Annotated in this window: 22 protein-coding genes and 1 riboswitch; of the genes, 11 read left to right on the forward strand and 11 right to left on the reverse strand. The window is 66.3% G+C overall.

Annotation, left to right across the window (positions count from 1 at the left end):
• Positions 1–66 precede the first annotated feature (66 nt).
• The 5 genes from EV678_RS03855 to EV678_RS16450 all read right to left on the reverse strand — a co-directional run bounded on the left by EV678_RS03855 (position 67) and on the right by EV678_RS16450 (position 3,361).
• The gene (locus EV678_RS03855) at positions 67–690 is read right to left on the reverse strand and encodes an L-threonylcarbamoyladenylate synthase (protein ID WP_014237758.1); all 624 of its coding nucleotides are present in this window, start codon (positions 688–690) and stop codon (positions 67–69) included.
• Between the two features lie 11 nt (positions 691–701).
• Positions 702–1,541, reverse strand: coding sequence for a 3',5'-nucleoside bisphosphate phosphatase (locus EV678_RS03860; protein WP_130458570.1), 840 nt, complete (start codon positions 1,539–1,541; stop codon positions 702–704).
• Positions 1,542–1,620: 79 nt separating this feature from the next.
• Positions 1,621–2,487: an alpha/beta fold hydrolase gene (locus EV678_RS03865; protein ID WP_130458571.1), complete on the reverse strand. Its 867-nt coding sequence runs from the start codon at positions 2,485–2,487 to the stop codon at positions 1,621–1,623.
• Positions 2,488–2,543: 56 nt separating this feature from the next.
• Positions 2,544–3,017 carry a bacterioferritin gene (gene bfr, locus EV678_RS03870; RefSeq protein ID WP_014237761.1) on the reverse strand — a complete coding sequence of 158 codons (474 nt, stop codon included), beginning with the start codon at positions 3,015–3,017 and terminating at the stop codon, positions 2,544–2,546.
• Between the two features lie 137 nt (positions 3,018–3,154).
• On the reverse strand, positions 3,155–3,361 hold the full coding sequence (locus tag EV678_RS16450) for a (2Fe-2S)-binding protein (protein WP_014237762.1): 207 nt from the start codon (positions 3,359–3,361) through the stop codon (positions 3,155–3,157).
• Between the two features lie 250 nt (positions 3,362–3,611).
• Positions 3,612–3,721, forward strand: a riboswitch (glycine riboswitch).
• Positions 3,722–3,936: 215 nt separating this feature from the next.
• Here EV678_RS16450 and gcvT point away from each other — a divergent pair.
• The 7 genes from gcvT (at position 3,937) to EV678_RS03910 (ending at position 10,703) form a co-directional block, all read left to right on the forward strand.
• On the forward strand, positions 3,937–5,028 hold the full coding sequence (gene gcvT, locus EV678_RS03880; RefSeq protein WP_130458572.1) for a glycine cleavage system aminomethyltransferase GcvT: 1,092 nt from the start codon (positions 3,937–3,939) through the stop codon (positions 5,026–5,028).
• A gap of 51 nt (positions 5,029–5,079) precedes the next feature.
• Positions 5,080–5,466, forward strand: coding sequence for a glycine cleavage system protein GcvH (gene gcvH, locus EV678_RS03885; RefSeq protein ID WP_130458573.1), 387 nt, complete (start codon positions 5,080–5,082; stop codon positions 5,464–5,466).
• Between the two features lie 63 nt (positions 5,467–5,529).
• Complete coding sequence (gene gcvP / locus EV678_RS03890; protein WP_130458574.1) at positions 5,530–8,430, forward strand: aminomethyl-transferring glycine dehydrogenase; 2,901 nt, start codon at positions 5,530–5,532, stop codon at positions 8,428–8,430.
• Entirely contained in the window at positions 8,423–8,950 is a 528-nt protein-coding gene (locus tag EV678_RS03895) for a glycine cleavage system transcriptional repressor (RefSeq protein ID WP_130458575.1), read from the forward strand. The genes gcvP and EV678_RS03895 overlap by 8 nt, the downstream gene beginning before the upstream one ends.
• Positions 8,951–9,093: 143 nt before the next feature.
• Positions 9,094–9,363, forward strand: coding sequence for a biotin/lipoyl-containing protein (locus EV678_RS03900; RefSeq protein ID WP_130458576.1), 270 nt, complete (start codon positions 9,094–9,096; stop codon positions 9,361–9,363).
• A gap of 24 nt (positions 9,364–9,387) precedes the next feature.
• Positions 9,388–10,125, forward strand: a complete 738-nt coding sequence (locus tag EV678_RS03905) for a DUF2189 domain-containing protein (RefSeq protein ID WP_165397443.1) — start codon at positions 9,388–9,390, stop codon at positions 10,123–10,125.
• Between the two features lie 11 nt (positions 10,126–10,136).
• On the forward strand, positions 10,137–10,703 hold the full coding sequence (locus EV678_RS03910; protein ID WP_207222159.1) for a PAS domain-containing protein: 567 nt from the start codon (positions 10,137–10,139) through the stop codon (positions 10,701–10,703).
• Between the two features lie 29 nt (positions 10,704–10,732).
• On the opposite strand, the gene EV678_RS03915 is transcribed toward EV678_RS03910, so the two are convergent.
• Positions 10,733–11,998, reverse strand: a complete 1,266-nt coding sequence (locus EV678_RS03915; protein WP_130458578.1) for an Hsp70 family protein — start codon at positions 11,996–11,998, stop codon at positions 10,733–10,735.
• Positions 11,999–12,441: 443 nt separating this feature from the next.
• Here EV678_RS03915 and EV678_RS03920 point away from each other — a divergent pair, with 443 nt between their 5' ends.
• Positions 12,442–13,041, forward strand: a complete 600-nt coding sequence (locus EV678_RS03920) for a bactofilin family protein (RefSeq protein WP_130458579.1) — start codon at positions 12,442–12,444, stop codon at positions 13,039–13,041.
• A gap of 135 nt (positions 13,042–13,176) precedes the next feature.
• Positions 13,177–13,719 (forward strand): hypothetical protein, encoded by a 543-nt coding sequence (locus EV678_RS03925; RefSeq protein ID WP_130458580.1) that lies wholly within the window; start codon positions 13,177–13,179, stop codon positions 13,717–13,719.
• A 97-nt stretch (positions 13,720–13,816) separates the two neighbouring features.
• Here the strand turns inward: EV678_RS03925 and EV678_RS03930 are convergent, their stop codons facing one another.
• Positions 13,817–15,445 carry a methyl-accepting chemotaxis protein gene (locus EV678_RS03930; protein ID WP_130458581.1) on the reverse strand — a complete coding sequence of 543 codons (1,629 nt, stop codon included), beginning with the start codon at positions 15,443–15,445 and terminating at the stop codon, positions 13,817–13,819.
• Between the two features lie 209 nt (positions 15,446–15,654).
• Here EV678_RS03930 and ettA point away from each other — a divergent pair, with 209 nt between their 5' ends.
• Both ettA and EV678_RS03940 read left to right on the forward strand, forming a co-directional pair.
• Positions 15,655–17,319 carry an energy-dependent translational throttle protein EttA gene (ettA, locus tag EV678_RS03935; protein WP_130458582.1) on the forward strand — a complete coding sequence of 555 codons (1,665 nt, stop codon included), beginning with the start codon at positions 15,655–15,657 and terminating at the stop codon, positions 17,317–17,319.
• Between the two features lie 102 nt (positions 17,320–17,421).
• Positions 17,422–18,279 (forward strand): DUF817 domain-containing protein, encoded by an 858-nt coding sequence (locus EV678_RS03940; protein ID WP_207222161.1) that lies wholly within the window; start codon positions 17,422–17,424, stop codon positions 18,277–18,279.
• 92 nt (positions 18,280–18,371) lie between these two features.
• Here the strand turns inward: EV678_RS03940 and EV678_RS03945 are convergent, their stop codons facing one another.
• From EV678_RS03945 to EV678_RS03960, 4 genes are all read right to left on the reverse strand, one after another.
• Entirely contained in the window at positions 18,372–18,656 is a 285-nt protein-coding gene (locus EV678_RS03945; RefSeq protein ID WP_014237776.1) for a hypothetical protein, read from the reverse strand.
• 111 nt (positions 18,657–18,767) lie between these two features.
• Positions 18,768–19,886 (reverse strand): acyltransferase family protein, encoded by a 1,119-nt coding sequence (locus tag EV678_RS03950; protein WP_130458583.1) that lies wholly within the window; start codon positions 19,884–19,886, stop codon positions 18,768–18,770.
• A 136-nt stretch (positions 19,887–20,022) separates the two neighbouring features.
• Positions 20,023–22,608: a cyanophycin synthetase gene (cphA, locus tag EV678_RS03955; protein ID WP_014237778.1), complete on the reverse strand. Its 2,586-nt coding sequence runs from the start codon at positions 22,606–22,608 to the stop codon at positions 20,023–20,025.
• Between the two features lie 76 nt (positions 22,609–22,684).
• A complete protein-coding gene (locus EV678_RS03960) occupies positions 22,685–24,853 on the reverse strand; it encodes a cyanophycin synthetase (RefSeq protein ID WP_130458584.1) in 2,169 nt (722 codons plus the stop codon).
• Positions 24,854–24,908 lie beyond the last annotated feature (55 nt).

Raw genomic sequence — 24,908 nt, forward strand, 5'->3', positions numbered from 1 at the left:
CGCGTCAGCGTAATAAAGGGGGGATTCTACCAAAGGGACCGACCCGGCTCCGGTCGGCCGTGCCGGTCAGAGACCGAAGGGGGCCAGCGCTCCGCGGCCGGCCCGCACCAGTTCCGGTGCCCCGCTGGTGAGGTCGATGACGGTGGTGGGCTCGGTGCCGCAATGGCCGCCATCCAGGATCAGCTCCAGCTGGTCGTCGAGACGGTCCTGGATCTCCCAGCCTTCGGTGAGAGGCGCTTCATCCCCGGGCAGCTGCAGGGTGGCGGTGAGCAGGGGCTCGCCGAACTCCTCCAGCAGGGCCAGGGCGCCCAGATGGTCGGGCACCCGCAGACCGATGGTCTTGCGCTTGGGGTGCATCACCCGTCGCGGCAGTTCCTTGGTGCCTTCCAGGATGAACACGTAACTGCCCGGCGTGACCGTTTTGAGCAGGCGGTACTGGGCATTGTCCACCCGGGCAAAGTGGGCGATCTGGGACAGGTCGCGGCACATCAGGGTCATGTGGTGCCGGTCATCGACGCCGCGGATGGCCCGCAGCCGATCCAGGGCCTCCTTGTCGCCCAGATGGCAGGCCAGGGAATAGCAGGAGTCAGTGGGAAAGGCGATCAGCCCCCCCTCCCGCAGGACCTGGGCGGCCTTGGCCAGCATGCGGGGCTGGGGATTGTCGGGATGGAGGGAAAGATATTCGGCCATGGCGTGGATGATCAGACGAAACGGGAGCAGATGGGCGTGAGGCCGTCCGGCAAGGGCGAGAGGCGCCCCAGGTCGGTATAGCTCTCCTCCGGCCCGTGGAAGTCGGAGCCGCGGGAGGCGAGAAAGCCGTAATGGCGGGCCAGGCGGGCGAAATGATGGATCTGGTCGGGGCTGTGGCTGCCGGTCACCACCTCGATGCCCTCCCCGCCCGCATCCTTGAACTGGCCCAGAAAACGGCGCAAGGCCGCATTGGAAATCTTGTAGCGCCCCGGATGGGCCACCACGGCCACACCGCCGGCGGCACGAATCCAGCTGACAGCATCCTCCAGGGAAGCCCAGCGATGCTCCACGTAGCCGGGCTTGCCCGGGGTGAGGTAGTTGTCGAAGACGTTGTGCACGTCCTTGCACAGGCCGATCTGCACCAGATAGCGGGCGAAATGGGCACGGGAAATCAGGTTGGGGTTTTCCGCATAGGCCATGGCGCCCTCGAAGGCGCCGCGGATGGCAATGGCGTCCAGGGCCTCGGCCATGCGTCTGGCCCGTTCCACCCGGCCGCTGCGGATGCCGGCCAGCCCCTCGTTCAGAACCGGATTGGCGGCATCGAAGCCCAGGCCCACCACGTGGATGGAAAGGCCTTCCCATTCGATGGAAACTTCCACGCCATTGACCAGGCCCATGCCCATTTCCTCCGCCGCAGCCCGGGCGGCGGGCAGGCCGGCCAGATCGTCATGGTCGGTCAGGGCCAGCAATTGCACCCCGTTGCCGGCGGCGCGGCGCGCCACTTCGGCCGCCGGCAGCAGGCCGTCGGAAGCGGTGGAGTGGCAGTGGAAATCCCAGTTCAGGTCAGACATCGGCAGGTCGCGACAAAGGCGCCCCAAGACAGCAGGAAAGCGCGGAATCATAGCACAGGGGCCGCGCCGCCCCTTGGCCTCAGGCCGTGATGAAGGACTCCAGCAGCGCTGCCACCGCCTCGGGCGCATCGTGATGCAGCATGTGGCCGGCATCGGCCACCACGGCTTCCCGGGCCGAGGCAAAACAGCCCAGGCGTTCCCGATAGTCGCCCTCGTCTATATGAAAGCGTTTGAGGAAAGAGGTTTCCGCTCCCCGCACCCACAGGGTGGGCGCCTGGACCCGGCGCCAGCAGGCCTTGGCTTCCTCAAGCCGGTAGAGCAGCGGACTGGCGGCCTTGTGCCAGGGATCGCCGGCCCACTTCACACTCCCGTCATCGTCGACACGCCCCAGATGGGTGGCCAGGAACTCGGCCCGAGCAGGTGTCAGGCGCGGGTTGTCCCGGCGCAGGCGGGATGCCAGGGCGGTCCGGTCGGCGTAGGCATGGAGTGAGGGCGGCGCAGCCAGTTGATCCAGCCAGGCCGACAAGCGTTCCGGCGCCTGGGCCGGGACCATGTCATTGATACCGAAACCTTCCAGGGAGACCAGGTGACTGATCCGCTGGGGCCGCAATCCGGCGTACAGGCAGGCCACGTTGCCGCCCATGCTGTGCCCCACCAGGGGCACGGCCTGCCGGGGGAACAGGCTGTCCAGCATGGCATCCAGATCACCCAGGTAATCGGCGAACCAGTAGGGCCCCCGATTTTCCTGGCTGTCGCCGAAGCCCCTCCAGTCCGGTGCCAGCACGGACCACTCCCGACTCAGGGCATCCACCACGAACTGGAAGGAGGCAGCAACGTCCATCCAGCCGTGCAGCAACACCAGGGGCGGCGCCTCGGCAGGCCCCCAGCGGCGCAGGGCCTGGCGACGGCCGCGCAGGGAGAGATATTCGACTCGGCTCGGTTTCATGGCAGGCAAATGAAAAGGGCCGGCACAGGCCGGCCCCGGGTGTGGTGGCGCAGGACTCAGTCGTCGTGCATCTGGGACTGCAGGTAATTGGGCAGGGTCACCTTGGCGATCAGCTCCAGCTGGGTTTCCAGCCAGTCCACATGCTCTTCCTCGCTTTCCAGGATGTCTTCCAGCAGATCCCGGGTGACGTAGTCGGCCACGCCTTCACAGTAGGCAATGGCTTCGCGCAGCAGGGGGATGGCGGCCAGTTCCAGCTTCAGGTCGCACTCCAGCATTTCCTTGGTGTTCTCGCCGATGAACAGCTTGTTCAGCTGCTGCAGATTGGGCAGGCCTTCGAGAAAGAGAATGCGCTCGATCACCTTGTCGGCATGCTTCATCTCGTCGATGGACTCGTGGTACTCGTGTTCGTTGAGCTTCTTCAGGCCCCAGTTCTTGTACATGCGGGCATGCAGGAAGTACTGGTTGATGGCGGTCAGCTCGTTGGCCAGAATCTTGTTGAGGTACTGAATGACTTTTTTATCGCCCTTCATGGCTGGCTCCTGATTCGTTGGGGAATGGATGCCGGTAGATTAGCACAAGGCACAAAAAAGAAGCCCCCGCGCCGATGTGACGCGAGGGCAAGGGGAAAAAGCGGAACGGACTGCCCGACCGAACCGCAACCCGAGGTTCAACAATGCTTGGCGTTAGCGCATTTGCCGCAGCCCCGGCACTGGCCCAGTTCGTCGCGCAACTGCTGGCGCACTTCCCGGGCGCATTTGCCGCAGCAGGTGCCCACCCCCAGCTCGTCGCGCAGGTCGGCAAGCGTGGAGGCGCCCATGGCTACGGACGCTGAGATCTGGCGATCAGTAACGGCGTGGCAGACACAGACATACATGGCGGGTGCTCCTGAACAGATGGATGGCTAACAAACTAATGAGAATTATTATCACGAACCCATCCAAATGCAAGTGCTTCTCAACAAATATTTATCAACCCATGTAGCAGGCCAACTCCCGGCCCTCCCGGAGGCCCTTGTCAGGCACCCGGGCGACGGCCTGAAATCTAGCATTGGCGCGGTCTGGCAAAACGCCGCTGGCAGCGCCGCCCTGGCTTGTTGTCATGCCCCCTGCCTTTGGGTATAGTCCGCCGCGCAAACGGGAGAGCGCGGCCCGGCTTCCACGGGCTGCCGCCGAAGGCGCAATCCACCATTCGCTAGCCCCGAAATCGCTCAGGCAAAAAGGACCGTTTGCGGCAGAACATCTCTGGAGAGCGGCCCCCGGTCCGGGCGGCCCACCGAAGGGGGCAACGGCCGCTGTTTCTCCATCCTTGGGTGGAACGAACGGGGGCCGCAACACTCTCAGGTTGCAGGACAGAGGGGGCGAGCCGGAAACCAGAACTGTCTGGCATTTTCCGGCTCGCCCCTTTTTCGTTTTCAGAATCGGCTTTCACAGCCCCGCCCAAGGAACTGAAATGACGAAGCAAACCGTCCTCAACAAGGCTCACCGTGCCCTCAATGCCCGCATGGTGGATTTCGGCGGCTGGGACATGCCGGTGAACTACGGCTCCCAGATCGAGGAGCACCATGCCGTGCGCAACGACTGCGGCATGTTCGACGTCTCCCACATGTGCGCCGTGGATGTTACCGGCGCCGACGCCAAGACCTTCCTCCTGCGCCTCATCGCCAACAACGTGGACAAGCTGAAAGTCCCGGGCAAGGCCCTCTACAGCGCCATGCTCAACGAGGCTGGGGGCGTGGTGGACGATCTCATCGTCTATTACCTCACCGACACCCACTACCGGGTGGTCATCAACGCCGGCACCGCCGACAAGGACCTGGCCTGGATGGACCAGCTCCTGGGTCAGTGGCAGCTGGACGTCTCCGTCATTCCCCTGCGCGAAGGTCCCAAGGCCGTGGCCATGATCGCCGTGCAAGGTCCCCAGGCCAAGGCCAAGGTATGGCAGGTGCTGCCCGAGGTGAAGGCCGCCACGGAAAACCTGGCCCCCTTCTTCGGCACCCAGATCGGCCAGTTCTTCATTGCCACCACCGGCTACACCGGCGAGGACGGCTTCGAGATCGCCCTCCCCGCTGCCAAGGCCGAGGACTTCTGGAATGCCCTGATCGCCGCCGGCGTGCGCCCCTGCGGCCTGGGCGCCCGGGACACCCTGCGCCTGGAGGCCGGCATGAACCTCTACGGCCAGGATATGGATGAAACCGTCTCCCCCCTGGACGCCGGCCTGGCCTGGACCGTGGACCTCAAGTCCGAGCGGGACTTCGTCGGCAAGGCCGCCCTCCTCGCCAACGGCCAGAAGGCCCAGTTCCTCGGCCTCAAGCTGCTGGACAAGGGCGTGTTGCGGGCCCACCAGAAGGTGGTGACGAGCCAGGGCGAAGGCGAAATCACCAGCGGCACCTTCTCCCCCACCCTGGAACAATCCATCGCCCTGGCCCGCCTGCCCCTGGGCGTCGCCCTCGGCGACACCGTGCAGGTGGACATCCGCGGCAAGCTGCTCAATGCCCAGGTGGTCAAACCCGTTTTCGCCCGTCACGGCAAGGCCTTGGCCTGATTCACCCCGATTTCAGCAATCAGAATTCACATTCAACTTAAGGAGAGTTCCATGTCCAACGTTCCCGCCGATCTGAAGTACACCAAGAGCCACGAATGGGTTCGCCTCGAAGGCGACGGCAGCGTCACCGTGGGCATCACCGACCACGCCCAGGAAGCCCTGGGCGACCTGGTCTTCATCGAGCTGCCGGAAGTGGGCAAGACCCTGGCCGCCGGCCAGGAAGCCGCCGTGGTGGAATCCGTGAAGGCCGCCGCCGACGTGTACGCCCCCATCGCCGGCAGCGTCACCGCCGTCAACGAGGCCGTGGTGGACGCCCCCGAGACCCTCAACCAGGACGCCTACGCCGCCTGGCTGTTCAAGCTGCAGCCGGCCAACGCCGGCGACCTGGGCGCCCTGCTCGATGCCGCCGCCTACGGCGCCGTGGCCGACAGCGAATAAGCCAACAGACAAGGGAAGGGCAAAGCCCCTTCCCTTTTTTCTTTCCGCCTCCCGAGATTGCCCATGTCCGATACCCTGCCCCAGTCCCTTTCCGCCCTGGAACAGAAGGACGAGTTCATCGCCCGCCACATCGGCCCCTGCGCCAGCGAAATGAGCCAGATGCTGGCCACCATCGGCGCCGCCAGCCTTGATCAGCTGGTGGATCAGACCGTGCCCGCCGCCATCCGCTTCCCCGCCGACCGGCCCCTGCCCGCCCCCCGGCGCGAGCATGAGGCCCTGGCCGACCTGAAGGCCTTGGCCGGCCGCAATGTGGTGAAGAAGTCCCTCATCGGACAGGGCTATCACGAGACCCTGACACCCAAGGTGATCCTGCGCAACGTGCTGGAAAACCCGGGCTGGTACACCGCCTACACCCCCTACCAGGCCGAGATCGCCCAGGGCCGTCTGGAAGCCCTGCTCAACTACCAGCAGGTGATCATCGATCTCACCGGCCTGGAACTGGCCAACGCCTCCCTGCTGGACGAGGCCACCGCCGCCGCCGAGGCCATGACCATGGCCCGCCGCGTCTCCAAGTCCGGCTCCAACCGCTTCTTCGTGGACGCAGCCTGTTTCCCCCAGACCATCGACGTGGTCAAGACCCGGGCCGCCTACTTCGGCTTCGAGCTGATCTTCGGGCCGGTGGAAGAAGCCGCCACGGTGGACGTCTTCGGCGCCCTGCTGCAGTACCCCAACGACAAGGGCGAAGTCACCGACCTCACCGCCACCATTGCCGCCCTCAAGGCCAAGGGCGCCGTCACCGCCGTGGCCTGCGACCTCATGGCCCTGGTGCTGCTGAAATCCCCCGGCGCCATGGGGGCCGACATGGCCCTGGGTTCTTCCCAGCGCTTCGGCATTCCCATGGGCTTCGGCGGCCCCCACGCCGCCTTCTTCGCCTGCAAGGACGAGCACAAGCGCTCCGTGGCCGGCCGCATCATCGGCGTCTCCGTCGATGCCCGGGGCAACAAGGCCCTGCGCATGGCCCTGCAGACCCGGGAACAGCACATCCGCCGGGAGAAGGCCAATTCCAACATCTGTACTTCCCAGGTGCTGCTGGCCAACATGGCCGGCATGTATGCCGTCTATCACGGCCCCGAGGGTCTCAAGACCATCGCCCGCCGCATCCACCGCCTGGCCGCCATCCTGGCCACGGGCCTGGCCAAGGCCGGCATCAAGCAGCTCAACGCCTGCTACTTCGACACCCTGCAGCTGGACCTGGGGGCCAAGGCCCTCACCGTGTACCAGGCCGCCCAGAACGCTGGCTACAACCTGCGTCTGATCGAGGGCGGCCGCCTCGGCATCGCCCTCAACGAGAAGACCACCCGGGAAGACGTGGCCACCCTGCTGCAGCTCATCGCCGGCGTGAAAGTCGACATCGAGGCCCTGGACGCCCAGGTGGCCGCTGCCGACCCGGCCCTGCCGGCCGAGCTGCTGCGCACCGACGCCATCCTCAGCCATCCCGTGTTCAACACCCACCACACCGAACACGAGATGCTGCGCTACCTGAAGAAGCTGCAGAACAAGGACCTGGCCCTGGATCACTCCATGATATCCCTGGGTTCCTGCACCATGAAGCTGAACGCCACCAGCGAGATGATTCCCGTCACCTGGCCCGAGTTCGGCGACATCCACCCCTTCGCCCCCCTGGATCAGGCCCAGGGCTACCTGGAAATGATCGAGCAGTTGGCCGAGTGGCTGAAGACCGTCACCGGTTTCGACGCCGTCTGCATGCAGCCCAACTCCGGCGCTCAGGGCGAATACGCCGGCCTGGTGGCCATCCGCCGCTACCAGGAGGCCAACGGCCAGGGCCAGCGCGACATCTGCCTGATTCCCAAGTCCGCCCACGGCACCAACCCGGCCACCGCCCAGATGGCCGGCCTGCAGGTGGTGGTGGTGGATTGCGACGACAACGGCAACGTGGACGTGGCCGACCTCAAGGCCAAGGCCGAGCAGCACGCCGCCAAGCTCTCCTGCCTGATGCTCACCTACCCCTCCACCCATGGGGTGTTCGAGGAAGCGGTGAAGGATATCTGCGACATCGTGCACGCCAACGGCGGCCAGGTGTACATGGATGGCGCCAACCTCAACGCCCAGGTGGGCCTCACCGCCCCCGGCTTCATCGGCGCCGACGTCTCCCACATGAACCTGCACAAGACCTTCGCCATCCCCCACGGCGGCGGCGGCCCGGGCATGGGCCCCATTGGCCTCAAGGCCCATCTGGCGCCCTTCATGGCCGACCATGCGGTGCAGGCCACCGGCCCTGCCGAGCGCAAGCACAAGGGCCAGGGCGCGGTTTCCGCGGCGCCCTTCGGCTCCGCCTCCATCCTGCCCATTTCCTGGATGTACATCGCCATGCTGGGCGGCAAGGGCGTCAAGACCGCCACCCAGGTGGCCATCCTCAACGCCAACTACGTCGCCGCCCGCCTGCAGGAACACTACCCCGTGCTGTACCGGGGCAAGAACGGCCGCGTCGCCCACGAGTGCATCCTGGACATCCGCCCCATCAAGGCGGCCACCGGCATCGCCGAGATCGACATCGCCAAGCGCCTCATGGATTACGGCTTCCACGCCCCCACGGTGAGCTTCCCGGTGGCCGGCACCATCATGGTGGAGCCCACCGAATCCGAATCCAAGGCCGAGCTGGACCGCTTCATCGACGCCCTGATCGCCATCCGCAACGAAATCCGCAAGGTGGAAGCGGGCCAGTGGCCGGCGGACAACAACCCGCTGAAGCACTCCCCCCACACCCAGAAGGATCTGGCCGACGAGGTCTGGAGCCGCCCCTACAGCCGTCAGGAAGCCTGCTATCCCCTGCCCTGGGTGGCCGAGAACAAGTTCTGGCCCAGCGTGAACCGCATCGACGACGTGTACGGCGACCGCAATCTCTTCTGCGCTTGCGCCCCTGTGGAGGACTACCACCATGGCTGATCAGATCCTGGTGCTCACCGTCATCGGTGACGACCGCCCCGGCCTGGTGGAGCAGCTGTCCACCGCCATCTCCGCCCATCAGGGCAACTGGCTGGAATCCTCCATGTCCCGCCTGGCGGGCAAGTTCGCCGGCATCCTCAAGGTCAGCGTGCCGGCCGAGCAGGCCCCAGCCCTGCAGCAGGCACTGGCCGGCCTCTCCCTGCTCAAGGTGACGGTGGAAAGCTCCCCCGAAAGCCAGGAAGCCCCCAAGGGCCGCCGCCTGCGCCTTTCCCTGGTGGGCCACGACCGCATCGGCATCGTGCGCGAAGTCTCCCAGGTGCTGGCCCGCCACGGCGTCAATGTGGAGGAGCTGGCCACCCACACCTCCAGTGCCCCCATGTCCGCCGAAATCCTCTTCCACGCCCAGGTCAGCCTGCTGGCCGGGCCGGAACTGGATGTGCGCGGCCTCACCGGCGAGCTGGAACGGCTCTCCAACGATCTCATGGTCGATATCTCCCTGGACGAAAAGCTCAGCGCCTGAGCTTCCCGACCCCGCCCGCCCCACCCGCCCCATTCCCGGGGCGGGCGCCTGCCCCTCCCTTTTTTCCCCACATTTCATTTCGGTCAAAGGCCGATGCCCGGGGCCGGGGCACAATTCCACCTCCATCCCCTTACCCTTCCGCCATGTCCGGTCCCATCGAAGTGCGCATGCCCAAATACCCCGAATGCTGGGAGAGTTGCGGCAACTGCGCCCAGGGCGACGTCTTCGTGCTGGAACTCCTGGTCCAAGCCGGTGACACATTGGCACGGGACGACAACATCCTGACCCTGGAAACCGGCAAGGTGGCCCTGGACATTCCCTGCCCTTACGCCGGCACGGTGAGGGAAGTCTTCGTCTGCGAAGGCGACGTCCTGGCCGAAGGCGCCCTGCTGCTGACCCTGGACCCGTCCTAACCGCCTGATCCTATGGGAGCCCCCATGGCCATCCAGCCCCGACGTCTGCGACTTGCCCATCTGGGGGCCGCCCTGGCCAGCGGCGGGCGCACCTTCGCCCGCAACCCGGGCCCCAGCGCGCTCCTGGCCCTGCCCCCGGCCGTCGTCGGCGTACTGATCTGGCTGATCCTGGGCCAGGCCACCATCGCCCCCCTGGCCCTGGCCGCCAGCGGCGGCTTCATGCTGGTCGGCCCCCTGCTGCTGGTGGGCTATTTCGAACTGGCGGACCGCAGCGCCCGCGGTGAAGCAGCCCCTGCGGCCCTGGCCCTCACCGCCTACCGCCGCGCCCCCACCGGCCTGTGGGCCATCGGTGCCGTATGCACCTTTTTCTACCTGATCTGGATCACCGACGCGGCCACCCTCTACGGCTTCATGGTGGGCGGAGAACCCCGGGGCCTGGCCACCCTGCTCAGCCCCGGCACCGACGTGCAGGCCTTCCTGCGCTGGAGCTCCCTCATGGGGGCGGTGCTGGCCTTCATGATCTACGCCGTCACCGCCTTCGCCGTGCCCCTGCTGCATTACGGCCGGGCCAACCTGATCCAGGCCGTGGTTCTCAGCGTCCGCGCCGTCTTCGGCAACTTCCTCCTGGCGCTGCTGTGGGGCGTCCTGCTGGCCGCCGGCGTCATCGGCAGCATCCTGCTGCTGTTTCCCTTCCCCCTGGTTTTCCCCCTGCTGGCCTATGCCAGCCACGCCCTCTACCAACAGGTCTTTCCCCTGGAATAAAGGGAGTTCCCATGTCTGCGCCCCTGCTGCCGCACAGCCTCTACCGCATCGAACTGTGCAGCGGCGAACAGCGCCGCTGGCGCTACCGGGGCGAGGATGCCCAGGGCAACCGGTGGTGGCGGGATGAGGAGAGCGGCCAGGAATTCAACGAAGCTTCCCTCATGTATGCCTGGCAGGTGCTGGGCCCGGCCCCGGACGATCTGCCGGCGTCGATCCACCGGCTGCTGGCCGAGCAGATGGATGCGGCCCTGATCCTGGCCGACAAGGAAGGAGTGATCCGCCTGTGGAATGCGGCGGCCACCGCCCTCTTCGGCTTTCCTGCCGCCACGGCCATCGGCGCCAGTCTGGACCTGATCATTCCGGAGCACCTGCGCGCCGCCCACTGGCGCGGCTTCCACCAGGCCATGGCCCGGGGCGCCGTACAGCATCCGGGCAAGCCCCGCCTGACCCGTGCCCTGCAAGGGGACGGGCAGAAGCGCTACGTCAGCATGAGTTTTTCCGTGATCCGGGACGATGCGGGCCAGACCATCGGCTCCCTGGCCCTGGCCTGGGCTGCCGACAAGCCGGCAGGGGCCTGAGCCGGTTCAGCGACCCACCAACTACCGCTTCAGCCGTAGCGCCGCGCCGCTTCCACCGCCAGGCCGGCGCCGATGCTGCCGAAGAGATCCCCTTCCACCGCCCGGGCCTGGGGCAGGACGGCGGCGATGCGCTGGCGCAGACGGGGAATGCCGCTGGAACCGCCGGTGAAGAACACCGTGTCGATCCGCCCGGCGCCGACACCCGCCTGCCGCAGCAAGTCGCCGACGGTGCCTTCGACCCGTTCCACCAGGCTTGTCGTGGCCTGATCGAACTCGCTGCGACTCAGCTCATGGCTGAGGCCGGCTTCCAGGCGCTCCAGGGACAGGGTGCAGGTGTCCGCATCCGAGAGGGCGATCTTGGCCTGCTCCACCTCGTTGGCCAGCCAGTGGCCGGCCCGTTCCCCGATCAGCCCCAGCAGGCGCTGCATCTTTTCCGGCGCCGCCGCATCCATGGCCAGGCGCTGCTGTTCGGCCAGCACCTGGCGGGTGTAGGCGAAGTTGATGGTGTGCCAAGTGGCCAGGTTGAAGAAGATGCTGGCCGGCATTTCCCGGCCGCTGCGCAGCAGGCTGCGGTAGCCCAGCAGGGGCATGACCCCGGCCAGACTCAGCAGGCGGTCGAAATCGGTGCCGCCGATGTGCACGCCGCCGTTGGCCAGCAGGTCGTCCCGGCGCTCCGCCTGGCGCGCCCGCTCGGGGGAAAGGCGGATCAGGGAAAAGTCCGAGGTGCCGCCGCCGATGTCGGCCACCAGCACCAGTTCCTCTCGCGCCAGGGTGGTCTCGTAGTGGTAGGCGGCGGCGATGGGCTCGTACTGGAAGCTGACCTCCTTGAAGCCCACGGCCCGGGCAATGTCGCCCAGGGTGTTCTCGGCCAGGCGGTCGGCGTCGCTGTCGTCGTCCACGAAGAACACCGGCCGGCCCAGCACCGCCTGCTCGAATTCGCCGCCGGCCTGGCGGTCGGCCCGCCGCTTCAGTTCGCCGATGAACTGGGCCAGCAGGTCGCGGAAATGCAGGGCCCGGCCTTGCACTTCGGTCTTGCCGTCCAGCAGGCTGCTGCCCAGGAGGCTCTTCAGGGAGCGCATCAGGCGGCCCTCGTAGCCGGCCAGATACTCGCCCAGGCCGGCCCGGCCGAAGCTGGTGCTGTTGTCTTCCGCATTGAAGAAGACCACGGACGGCAGGGTCACCTTGCCCTCCTCCAGGGCCAGCAGCGTGGGCTGGCCGGGGCGCAGGCAGCCCACGGTGGAGTTGGAGGTGCCGAAGTCGAGGCCGCAGGCGCGGCGGGGAGCGGTGGCAGACATGGAATGACGGCGGTTGGTGGCGAAGACGAAGGTTGCCGGCCAACGCGGCGAGGTCGGCAGGGGGCGGCGGATGCTACGCCAGGCTCCGGCGGATGTCTACCCGGGCGGTCGGCCAAGCCATTGAGGCAACGGGGAAAAGGGGCGATCGGCCCCATGGCCGGCGCCCCCGACCCGGGCCGGCCCCGACGTCGCCCTCCCCCAACAGGCAACCATCGCCTAAAAAACAGGCACTTAGGGACATTGGCCGCCCAGGCCGTCGGGAGCCCACGACAAATCCGGGTCGCCGGAAGCAGGCCGGGAGCATTGCCGGGATCGTCGCACCCACCCCAAAGTCGCCGGCTGGCGCGGGATTCCAGCCAGCCCTGGGCGGCAGCGGCATCCTTTCCCGGCCCCAGGCACGGGCCTTGCGAAGTAAAGGCTCCAACCTGCGAAAAGGAGCTTCCATGCTGAACAAGCAATCCCTGTTTTCCTCCAAGCGCGAGGAAACCGTCCTGCCCCGCAATCCCTGGCCCGGCAGCGCGCCCCAGACCAACAGCAGCAACGTCAGCAGCGCACCGAAATCCAGCACGGCCAGTGCACCGCCGCCGGCGCCGGTGGCTGCCGACAAGGAACAGCCCTCCGGCAGCCGTCTCATCGTCGGCCCCGACGTCAAGCTGAAGGGGGCGGAAATCCAGGATTGCGACACCCTGGTGGTGGAAGGACGGGTGGAGGCCACCCTGGACAGTCGCCTGATCCAGATCGCCGAACAGGGCGCCTTTTCCGGCAAGGTCAGCATCGACGTGGCGGAAATCCGGGGCACCTTCGAAGGCGAGCTGGTGGCCCGCAAGCAGCTGTTCATCCACGCCAGCGGCCGGGTCAGCGGCACCATCCGCTACGGCAGCATCCTCATCGACGAAGGCGGCCAGGTTTCCGGCGACGTGCGCTCCCTGGGGGATGAACACCAGGCAGGCTCGGCCAAGGCCAGCCCGGCCGAACCCGGCATTCCGACCCTGCACGGCAACGTCACCCTGAAGGAGGGCAAGAAGGAAAACGCACTGCTCTAGGCCACCGGCAGGCCCGGCGGCGGGCGGGCTTTGCGGCCCATCCGCCGCCGGGCCTTGAACGGCTGCGGGCGGAGGGTTAAGCTCGACCCGCCCGCTTCCTGCGGGCCACGACAACACCAGCCAGGAGACTGATCCATGTCCCAGCCAAAATACAAGCATGCCCCCCTGTGGACCGCCATCGGCCTAGGCCTGATGCTCGGCACCGCCCCGGCCTTCGCCGAAAAGCCTTCCTGGGCCGGCGGCGGCGACAAGCACGGCCAGGACGAACGTCCGGGCAAGGGCCGTAACGACCGGGATGACCGGGGCCGGGGCGATGATGGCCGCCGGGATGGCCGGGATGGGCGCCGCGACGGCGCCTCGGTGGAAATCCGCTTCGGCGGCGGTGACCGGGACCTGATCCGGGATTACTACGGCAACAGCATCCGCAGCAAGGGCTGCCCGCCCGGGCTGGCGAAGAAACATAACGGCTGCCTGCCGCCGGGACAGGCCAAGCAGTGGCAGCGGGGCGCCCGCCTGCCCAGCAGCGTGGTCATCTACGACCTGCCGCGGGACCTTTCCATCCGCCTCGGCACGCCGCCGGCCGGCTACCGTTACGTGCGGGTTGCCTCCGACATCCTGCTCATTGCCGTGGGCACCAGCATGGTGGTGGACGCCATCGAGGACCTGGGCGGACTTTGAGCCCCCCTGCCCTGGCGCCCAGGCAGGACGCCATCAACGACAACGGCACCCCGCGGGGTGCCGTTTTTGCTGGCTGCGGAGCATGGCCCCGCCAGGATCAAACCCGGAAGCCGCTGACCGCCCGCTGCATTTCGCCGGCCACCCGGTCCAGGGTATCGGAAGCCCGGGAAGTCTCGTTGGCCGCCGCATTGGTTTCCTCCGCGTGGGTGGCGATTTCCTCCACCTTGCGCGCCACTTCCGTGGAGGCGGTGGACTGCTCCCGCAGGGCGATATCCACATCGCCGATGATCTCCGCCACCCGGCGCGCCATCTCCTGCAGCTTGGCGATGGTCTCGCCGGCCTGCTGGGCATGGCTGACGCTGCTCTCCACCGCCCCGACGCCGCCGCTGATGCCGGCCACCACCTGACGGGTGGATTCCTGGATGGAATCCACCATCTGGGTGATCTCCCCGGTGGAATGGGCCGTCCGCTCGGACAGCTTGCGCACTTCGTCGGCCACCACGGCAAAGCCGCGGCCGTGCTCGCCGGCCCGGGCCGCCTCGATGGCGGCGTTGAGGGCCAGCAGGTTGGTCTGGTCGGCAATGTCCTTGATGACGCTGACGATGCTGGAAATCTTCGCCGATTCCACTTCCAGCTCACCGATCTGCTCGGCCGCCGCCTTCACCACATGGGACACCTGGTCGATTTCCCCCACCAGCCGTTCCACCGTCTCCCGTCCTTCCCGGGCCTGCTCGTCGGATTCACCGGCCAGCCGGGCGGCATCGCCGGTACTGTCGGAAACGTGATTGATGGAAACGGTCAGTTCCTCAATGTTGGCAGCGATGGCCGAAGAGGCGGAACTCTGCACGGTGACGCTCTGCTCCATCTGCTTCACCGTCTGGTTCAGCTGCTGGGCGGCGCTGGAGATTTCCTCCGCCCCCATCTTGGTCTGGCCGATGGTGCTGCGCAGGGCCGTCTGCATGTCGCCCATGGCGCCCACCAGGCGCCCCACTTCATCCGCCGTCGGTGCCGGCAGGGCGCCGGTGAGGTCGCCGGCGGCGATGCGCCGGGCGCCGGCCAGGGCTTCTTCCAGACGCCGGGAAATCCGCCGGGCCAGCAGGAAGGAGGCCACCAGGGCCACCAGCAGCCCCAGCACCAGGGCCGTCAGGCCGCTGCTGATGGCGCTGGAAACATCGCTCATGGCCTGGGCGGCGGAACGGTCGGCCCCTTCCCGGTTGAACTTGGCCAGGGCATCGGTGGAGTCGCGCAGCTGGTTGGCCTTTTCCACCCAGCCCTTGCGCCGCAGCTGCTGGGCCTCCTCTTCCTTGCCAGCCTTTTCCAGCACAATCGCCTCCTCGACCACGGCCTTGTAAGCATTGACCGCCTTGCCCACCTCGTCGAGGATTTTCTGCTCTTCCGGGCCGGTTACCAGAGGCGCGTATTCCTTGAGCACGGTACGCACGTCTTCATCCAGCTTGGCCAGGCTTTTTTCGATTTTGGCCTTGTCCTCGGCGCTGCCGGGCAGCATGTACTCCAGGCTGCGCACCCGGTAACGCAGGCGCTCCTGGCTGATCTTGCCCACCATCTGCAGGGATGGCAGCCAGTTGCCGATGATGTCCCGGGTTTCCCCGCCGACTTTCTGCAATTGATAGAGACAGAACAGCAGGGCCAGGATCAGCACCCCGCCGGTAATGGCGAAATTGAAGTACAGCTTGGCCCGCAGGCTCAGGTTGTCAAACCAGGTCATCTTCGCTACCCCCAGGGACTGTTATTGGTACGCCTTATGGCGCTTGCTCGTACGTTCCACCACTATAGTCCAAAACTATACCGCCATCATTGCCTAAAAGCCTCCGTCGACAAAGCCCGGTGGCGCCCGCGGCAAGGCTCGGTACAATAGCGCCTTTGCCGCCGGCCCCGCCCGCGGCCCAGCCGAATTCCACCCATCAAGAGTGCTCCATGGCCCAATACGTAATGTCGATGCTCCGCGTGAGCAAGATCGTCCCGCCCAAGCGGCAGATCATCAAGGATATTTCCCTCTCCTTCTTCCCCGGCGCCAAGATCGGCCTGCTGGGCCTGAACGGCTCCGGCAAGTCCACCGTGCTGAAGATCATGGCCGGCGCCGACAAGGAATACGACGGCGAGGTGCAGTGGCAACCGAACCTGAACATCGGCTACCTGCCCCAGGAACCCCAGCTGGATCCGGAAAAGACCGTGCGCCAGGAAGTGGAATCGGCCCTGGGCGAGATCATGGGCGCCAAGCAGCGCCTGGAGGAGGTGTACGCCGCCTACGCCGAACCCGATGCGGACTTCGACAAGCTGGCCGAGGAACAGGCCCGCTGCGAGGCCATCCTGGCCGCCGCCGGCAGCGACACCGAAGCCCAGATGGAGATCGCCGCCGACGCCCTGCGCCTGCCGGCCTGGGATGCGGTGATCAAAAATCTGTCCGGCGGTGAGAAGCGCCGCGTCGCCCTGTGCAAGCTGCTGCTCTCCAAGCCCGACATGCTGCTGCTGGACGAACCCACCAACCACCTGGATGCCGAGTCCGTGGAATGGCTGGAACAGTTCCTCTGCCGCTTCCCCGGCACCGTGGTGGCCGTTACCCACGACCGCTACTTCCTGGACAACGCCGCCGAATGGATTCTGGAACTGGACCGGGGCCAGGGCATTCCCTGGAAGGGCAACTACTCCTCCTGGCTGGAACAGAAGGAAGAACGACTGGAGCAGGAAGGCCGCCAGGAAGCCGCCCGCATGAAGGCCATGAAACAGGAACTGGAATGGGTGCGGCAGAACCCCAAGGGTCGCCAGGCCAAGTCCAAGGCCCGTATCGCCCGCTTCGAGGAACTCTCCAGCTACGAATACCAGAAGCGCAACGAAACCCAGGAAATCTTCATCCCCGTGGGTGAGCGCCTGGGCAATGAGGTCATCGAGTTCAATGGCGTCTCCAAGGCCTTCGGCGACCGGCTGCTGATCGACAACCTGTCCTTCAAGATCCCCGCCGGTGCCATCGTCGGCATCATCGGCCCCAACGGTGCCGGTAAATCCACCCTGTTCCGCATGATCACCGGCAAGGAAGCCCCGGACAGCGGCGAAGTGAAGATCGGCAGCACGGTGAAGATGGCCTTCGTGGACCAGAGCCGGGAAAACCTTTCCGCCAACAAGACCGTCTTCGAGGAAATCGCCAACGGCGCCGACATCCTCACCGTGGGCAAGTTCGAAATGCCCAGCCGGGCCTACATCGGCCGCTTCAACTTCAAGGGCGGCGACCAGCAGAAGCAGGTCGGCACCCTCTCCGGCGGCGAGCGTGGCCGCCTGCACCTGGCCAAGACCCTGCTGGAGGGCGGCAACGTCCTGCTGCTGGACGAACCTTCCAACGACCTGGACGTGGAAACCCTGCGGGCCCTGGAAGACGCCCTGCTGGAATTCCCCGGCTCGGCCCTCATCATCTCCCACGACCGCTGGTTCCTGGACCGGATCTGTACCCACATCCTGGCGGCCGAAGGCGATTCCCAATGGACCTTCTTCGACGGCAACTACCAGGAATACGAAGCCGACAAGAAGAAGCGCCTGGGCGAAGAAGGCGCCAAGCCCAAGCGCATCCGCTACAAGCCCATCAGCCGTTGAGGGCTCAGGCAGCCCCCCCGCGACGTTGCCGTCCGGAATGGCCGCCTGTCAGCACGACCCCAAGCCCGCCTTTGGCGGGCTTTTTCCATCTAGATAACTTTCATGCCCCTTTACGCCACCTTGCGCCGCCTCGACCTGCACCTGGAAAACCGGCAGGAACGCCCCGCCCTGAGCGGCTGGCGGCGTTTTGTGGCGGAATTCTGGTGGTTCGGCATCAAGGAAGCCCGGGCCTGCATCTTCGCCGGACTGTTCTTTCTCGCCCTCTTCGTCGTGCCGCGGGGGGGCTGGCTGGGCATCGCCCGCTACGACCTGCTCCTGCTGATCGCCCTGGCCTTGCAGGCATGGCTGCTGTGGCGGCGCATTGAAACCTGGGATGAAGCCCGGACCATCCTGCTCTTCCACCTGGCAGGATTCGCCCTAGAGGTCTTCAAGGTATCCGCTCCCATCGCCTCCTGGAGCTACCCGGACCCCGCCTTGACCAAGGTGTTGGGCGTACCACTGTTCTCCGGCTTCATGTACGCAGCTGTCGGCAGCTATGTCATGCAGGCGTGGCGCATCCTCCATCTGCGAATCGAACGCCACCCGCCTTACTGGATGAGCGGCGGCCTGGCCCTGCTGCTCTATCTCAACCTGTTTACCCACCACTTCATCGGCGACTACCGCTGGTATCTGGCCGCCCTCGCCCTGGGGCTTTACGCCCGCAGCAGCATCGTTTTCACCCCCCTGGACCGGGAACGTTCCATGCCCTTCCTGCTCGGCTTCATCCTGGTGGGCTTTTTTATCTGGCTGGCAGAGAACATGGGCACCTTTCTCGGCGTCTGGCGCTATCCCAACCAGTTGGGTGCCTGGGCCACCGTGCATCTGGGCAAATGGTCATCCTGGACCATGCTGGCCCTGATGAGTTTTTCCCTGATCAGCGGCCTCAAGCAGGTCAAAGCCCGAATTCAGATTTCGCCCTAGCCATCCCTGTCGGGATGGCCGGCAAAAAAATACCCGCCTCAAGGACGGGTATTTTTGGGAATCTTTGGTGGCCCTTTACCTAGGCGGCCCGCTTAGTGGCGGGGACGCAGGCTGGCTTCGAACGCGGCTTCGTACTGCTCGGGAAACTGGTAGGCGCTGAAGGCGTTGCGCACCACATCCAGATTCTGGCTGGCGCCCTGATCTTCAAAGCGGATACCGATGGAACGGCCATTGTTGGCCAGGGTCATGAAAGCGTAACGCCAGCTTTGGGCTTCGGCCAGGCGCTCGCGCAGTTCATCTTCGCGGGTGATGGTGATTCCGGCCCGTTTCAGGGAATCCAGGAATTCTTCGAAGGATTCGTTGCTCAGACTGCCCATTTGATACTCTCCTTTGAATGACCGGGACAATTTCTTGCCCCATGAGGCCAATAACGCAGGAGAGATTTAATCGGTTGACTTAAAGTTTCACTTTAATTGCCAGGCCCGGAATCAGGCCTTGGCAGTGCGCCGCCACAGGGTTTGCAGCATTCCGGAGAGGTTCCACTGGCGGCTTTCCACATAGAAATGGAAGGCCGTGCCCGCCACGATGCTGCCCAGCCAGGCCAGGACCATGCCCGTCAGCTGCAGGGCAGGCTCCGCCGGGACGAAGCGGTCAAAAGCGCCATTGACCAGCAGGCAGACCGGGAAATGCACCAGGAAAACGGAATAGGAAACCCGGGAGAGGAAGGTGATGGCCGTCTGGCCCGGCAAACCCAGGGGCCAGCGTTCCATCCAGCCGCTGCGCCGGGCCAGGCCCAGGGCCAGGGCAGCGCACAGGGCCACGGCGATGCGCAGGCGGAAATCCAGAAACAGGGCCACCAGGGCCACCGAGGCGATGATGGCCAGCCAGACGGGGGACTGCCCCCGCTCGGAAGCCCAGTAGGCCATCACACCCATGCCGTAGGCGCCGAAGAAATAGACGGCCCAGATATCCAAGCTGGCGTCCCGGTTGAAATGGAACAGGGAAGCCAGCACCAGGGAAAACACCAGAATCATGCCCAGGCTGTGCACGCCGCGGCTGCGACCGCCGGCCATGGCGGGAATGCGTTCCCGGCCCCAGCGCCCCAGCCAGAGCAGGCCGACCAGCAGGGCGAAGAGCTGGAAGTCGATGGCGATATACCAGACCCCGGCGGAGAGGGCATCGAAATCCAGGATGTTGTGCAGCAGGAAGGCGTGGGCCAGCACCTGCAGGGCCACGGGCTTGTCCGGGATGGAGTCGTGATCCATCCACAGGCGGGCCACATGGGCGCAGACCACGGCGATGGCCATGGCGGCGAGGAACGGCGGCACCAGGCGCAGGTAACGCCGCACCAGCATATTGACCGGCTGCCGCGTCAGCAGTTGGCCCTGGGGCGCCAGGGCGCGAATGGCGAGAAAGCCGCCCACCACCAGGAACACCTGGACGGCGATACGGGCATATTCGCTGAGCCAGCCGATGAGGCCGGGAACCAGCTCCTGGGCGGCATCGGACATGGGGCCGTAGAAGGCCAGGTGGTGCAGAACGATCAGTTGGGAAGCAAACGCCTTGAGGACGTCGATGAATACCAGGCGGGATGGTCCGGAGGACATGGCAGCTTGAGCAGGGGGTCGCCATCGCCGCGGGCGATGGTGGCACGGATTCCAGGTTGTAAATTGCGGTTGAGAGAACGGCCCGGGGACAACGTCCGGGGCCCGCCGTCAGGCAAACCCCGGAATTGTAGCAAAATCAAGCCTCTTTGACGCGCTTGGCAATATGCTCCAGGGCTTCATCCACCTGATCCACCAGGATCAGGCACAGGTCGCCCGGGCTCAGCCGGGCCAGGGCCGTGTCGATGGCCAGGAACTCGCCCCGCACCTCCTCCACGTTCCGGGTGCGGCTGGCGCCCTGCAGGCCTTCCCGCAACAGGCCCAGCACTTCACCGTCGGCGCGGCCGCGTTGGCAGGCATCCTGGTACAGGATGACCTCGTCGAAGGCACCGCCGAGGATGCGGGTCTGCTGGCGGATATCCTCGTCGCGGCGGTCGCCGGCACCGCTGATGACCACGGAACGGCGCTTGGCCGTCATGGTGGCGATGGCGTTGGTCAGGGCCTGGATGGCATCCGGATTGTGGCCGTAGTCGGCGATCAGGGTGGCGCCCTTGTAGTCGAACAGGTTGAAACGGCCGGGAGCGGTGGAGGCGTCGCTGACGAAGGTGGCCAGGCCCTGGCGGATCACCTCCCAGGAGATGCCGATGGCCCAGGCGGCACCGGTGGCCGCCATGACGTTTTCCACCTGGAAGCCGATGCTGCCGTTACGGGTCAGGGGCACGCCGGAGAGGGGAATGCGATGGACCACGGTGGAACCTTCGGCGGCCACGATGTCGCCGCCTTCCACATAGAGGCCGCGACGGCCCTGGGCGAACTGGGTGGCCATCACCGGATGGTGCGGATCGGCGGCGAAGAAGGTGACGCTGCCCGGGCAGGACTCGGCCATGCGGGCGACGATGGGGTCGGTGGCATTGAGCACGGCGGTGCCGTTGTTGGCCACGTTCTCGACGATGACCCGCTTCACCACCGCCAGGTCTTCCACGGTATTGATGTAGGCCAGGCCCAGGTGGTCGCCCATGCCGATATTGGTGACCACGGCCACGTTGCAACGATCGAACCCCAGGCCCTCGCGCAACACGCCGCCCCGGGCGGTTTCCAGCACGGCCGCATCCACATCCGGGTGCAGCAGGACGTTGCGGGCGCTCTTCGGACCGGAGCAGTCGCCGGTGTCGATGCGCTTGCCCTGGATATAGACACCGTCGGTGCCGGTCATGCCGGTGCGCTGGCCATTGCAGGTGAACAGGTGGGAAATCAGGCGCACCGTGGTGGTCTTGCCGTTGGTGCCGGCCACGGCCACCACCGGGATGCGGCCGTCGTCGCCGTCCGGATACATGGTGGAGATGACCGCCTCGCCCACCGCCCGGCCCTTGCCGAAGGAAGGCTGCAGGTGCATGCGCAGGCCGGGGGCCGCATTGACCTCAACGATGCCGCCGCCCTGCTCTTCCAGGGGGCGCTGCACGGTCTCGCACACCACGTCCACACCGCAGATGTCCAGGCCCACCATCTGGGCCGCGGCCACGGCCTTGGCCGCCAGTTCGGGATGGACGTCGTCGGTGACGTCGGTGGCCGAGCCGCCGGTGGACAGGTTGGCGTTGTTGCGCAGGGGCACCCGGGCGCCACGGGGCGGCACCGAGTCGGCGTTGTAGTTCTGCCGGGCCAGGGTGGCCAGGGCGATTTCATCGAAACGGATCTTGGTCAGGGAGGTGGCATGGCCCTCGCCCCGGCGCGGGTCCGCATTCACCTGGTCCACCAGTTGGCGGATGGTATGCACGCCGTCGCCGATGACCTGGGGCGGATCGCGGCGGGCGGCCGCCACCAGCTGCTTGCCCACCACCAGGACGCGGAAGTCCTGGCCGGGCAGATAGCGCTCCACCATGACGTCGTCGCGGAACTCGGAAGCCACATCGAAGGCTTGGCGCACTTCCGCCTCGCTCTTCAGGTTGACCGCCACGCCCTTGCCCTGATTACCGTCCCGGGGTTTGACCACCACCGGCAGGCCGATTTCCTGGGCGGCCGCCCAGGCATCGTCGGCATCGGCCACGGTCCGGCCCCAGGGCACCGGCACGCCAGCGGCGCGCAGCAGTTCCTTGGTCAGTTCCTTGTCCTGGGCGATGGATTCGGCAATGGCGCTGGTGCAATCCATTTCGGCCGCCTGGATGCGGCGCTGCTTGCTGCCCCAGCCGAACTGCACCAGGCTGCCCTCGGTCAGACGGCGGAAGGGGATGTTGCGGGCAATGGCCGCATCGACGATGGAACCGGTGGAAGGACCGAGACGCACGTCCTCGTCCAGTTCCCGCAGGCGGGCCAGCACATTGTCCAGGTCGAAGGGCGTGTTCTCCAGGGCCGCCTGGCACAGGGACACGGCCAGGTCGAAGGCCAGGCGCCCGACGGGCTCCTCGGTGTATTCCACCACCACCTGGTAAACCCCGGGGTCCAGGGTTTCGGAAGTGCGGCTGAAGGTCACCGGGCAGCCGGCGGAAGCCTGCAGGCCCAGGGCCGCAAATTGCAGGGCATGGGCCACGGACGGCAGGGCAGCGGCACCGGCCGGCATGACCAGGCCGATTTCCGGGAAGCGCTCCAGCAGCCGGTCGAGGAAACTTTCCAGCAGGGCGGAAGAGGCGGGGGAAAAGCGCTCGGCCTCGCTACAGGTAACGATGGCTTCGATGGAGGTGTGGCGGCTCCACAGGTTGGGGCCGCGCAGGGCTCGGATGCGGGAGACTTCCATAAAAAATCCTGTTGTGACCGTTTAGTCGGGCCTGCCCGGGAAAGCCCGGGACAGGCGTCTCGTCAGTCGGCAATCATCAAATGGCGGGTGCGGCGTCCAGCACGAAGGTTTCCAGGCCGGCGCGGATCACCTCGGGGGCAATGTCCAGGGCCCGGGCCGTGGCCACGGCGGCCAGCACGTTCTCGGCCTGGAAGGCTTCGCCGCCGGCAGCCATGGGCACCTGGGCCAGGTCCAGCAGCTTGGTTTCCTCCCAGCCCTTGGCCAGGACCACGGCACCTTCCCGCAGCAGCACGGCACGACCGCCCTTGGAGCGGTGCTCGGCCAGTACCGGCAGGCTCGGATCGGCGGCGAAATAGATCACCTCGCCGTCGCACAGCTCGGCCATCTCCACCAGCTGGGGTTCCCGGGCATTGAGCACGGCGACGCCGGTGGGCAGCACCACGTCCACCTGGGTACGCAGGGTGGTGAAGCGCTTCTCCGGGGAGTCCATGTAGTACTTGCTGAGGTCCTCGATGGGCTCGAAATTGGTCAGCACCCCCACCTGGCAACGGTCGTAGGCCAGGCCTTCGGTGACGATGGAAGTGGCGCTGTTCTCGATCACGGCAGCCTGCACCGAACGGTTCATCAGGACGCGGCGGGCCGTATCCCACTGGGCCCGGTCCCCGGCTTCCACCAGGCGGCGGTCCAGGTACAGACCGGTGCTGCAGGCCAGGCCGGTGTAGTGGCCGGACAATTCGAGCAGGCGGGTGACGACGCGGGCCACGGTGGTCTTGCCCTTGCCGCCGCTGATGCCCACCACGGGGATGCGGCCGCTGTCGCCGTTGGGGAACAGGTGTTCGACGATGGCCTTGCCCACAGGCTGGGGCTCGCCGGCAGCGGGCTTGATGTGCATCAGCAGGCCGGGACCGGCATTGACCTCGACGATGGCGCCGCCCTGGTCGGCCAGGGGCTTGGACACGTCCTCCACCACCAGGTCCACCCCGGCGATGTCCAGACCGACGATGCGGGCCGCCAGGGCCACGGTCTCGGCCGTATCCGGATGCACTTCGGCGGTACAGTCGATGGAGACGTTGCCGTTGCGCTGGATCACCACCACCTTGCCTTCCGGCGGCACGCCGTCGGGCTCGAAGCCCTGACGCCGGACCTCCAGGCGGGCGGCGGAATCCAGGCGGACCCGGTTGAGCGGATGATCTTCGCTGTTGCCGCGGCGGGGATCGGAATTCAGTTGCAGCTCGATCAGTTCCAGCACGGTGGATTTGCCGTCCCCCACCACCTGGGCAGTCTCGCCCCGGGAGGCGGCCACCATGCGGCCGCCCACCACCAGCAGGCGATGTTCGTTGCCTGGAATAAAACGTTCGACGATGACTTCGCTGCCTTCGTCCTGGGCCACGCTGAAGGCGGTCTCGATCTCTTCCCGGGTGGTCAGGTTGGTGAACACGCCGCGGCCATGGTTGCCGTCGCTGGGCTTGACCACCACCGGCAGGCCGATGTCCTCGGCCGCTTCCCAGGCATCTTCCGGCGACTTGACGGTGACGCCCTCGGGGACCGGCACGCCACAGGAGGCCAGCAGGCTCTTGGTCAGGTCCTTGTCCCGGGAAATGCTTTCGGCAATGGCGCTGGTGCGGTCCGTCTCGGCCGTCCAGATGCGGCGCTGGCGGGAACCGTAACCCAGCTGCACCAGGTTGCCGGTGGACAGGCGGATGAAGGGCAGATGCCGGCTCTCGGCGGCTTCCACGATACAGCCGGTGGAGGGGCCGAGGCAGTAGTCGTCCACCAGCTCCCGCAGGTGGCTCACCGCCGCCGCCACGTCGAAGGGCTTGTCCTCGATCCCGGCCATGACCAGGTCCCGGGCCGCTTCCAGGGCGTAGCGGGTGACCATCTCGTGCCAGGCCGTCACCACTACCTTGTAGACGCCGCGGATCGGCACTTCCCGGGCGCGGCCGAAGCCGCCGGGCATGCCGGCCAGGGCCTGCAGCTCCAGGGAGACGTGCTCCATGATGTGGCCGGGCCAGGTCCCCTCTTCCACCCGGCGCAGGAAGCCGCCGCGCTCGTCATAGCTGCAGCGGTGTTCCACCAGGCCGGGCAGCCAGGATGAGAGGCGCTCGTAGAAACCGGGGATGGTGTTGGACGGACAGTCCTCCAGATCGCCGATGTCGATCAGGGCTTCGAGGACGGGGGTGTAGGTCCAGACGTTGGGACCCTTGAGATGGGTAATGCTCAGAAATTTGATTGTCTTGTGGCTCATACCTTGTGCCGGAACCGGGGAACCTGCAGGCTCAGGTCAACTCCTTGGGGAAAAC

It is taken from the genome of Azospira oryzae (genome assembly GCF_004217225.1).
Lineage (GTDB): Bacteria > Pseudomonadota > Gammaproteobacteria > Burkholderiales > Rhodocyclaceae > Azospira > Azospira oryzae.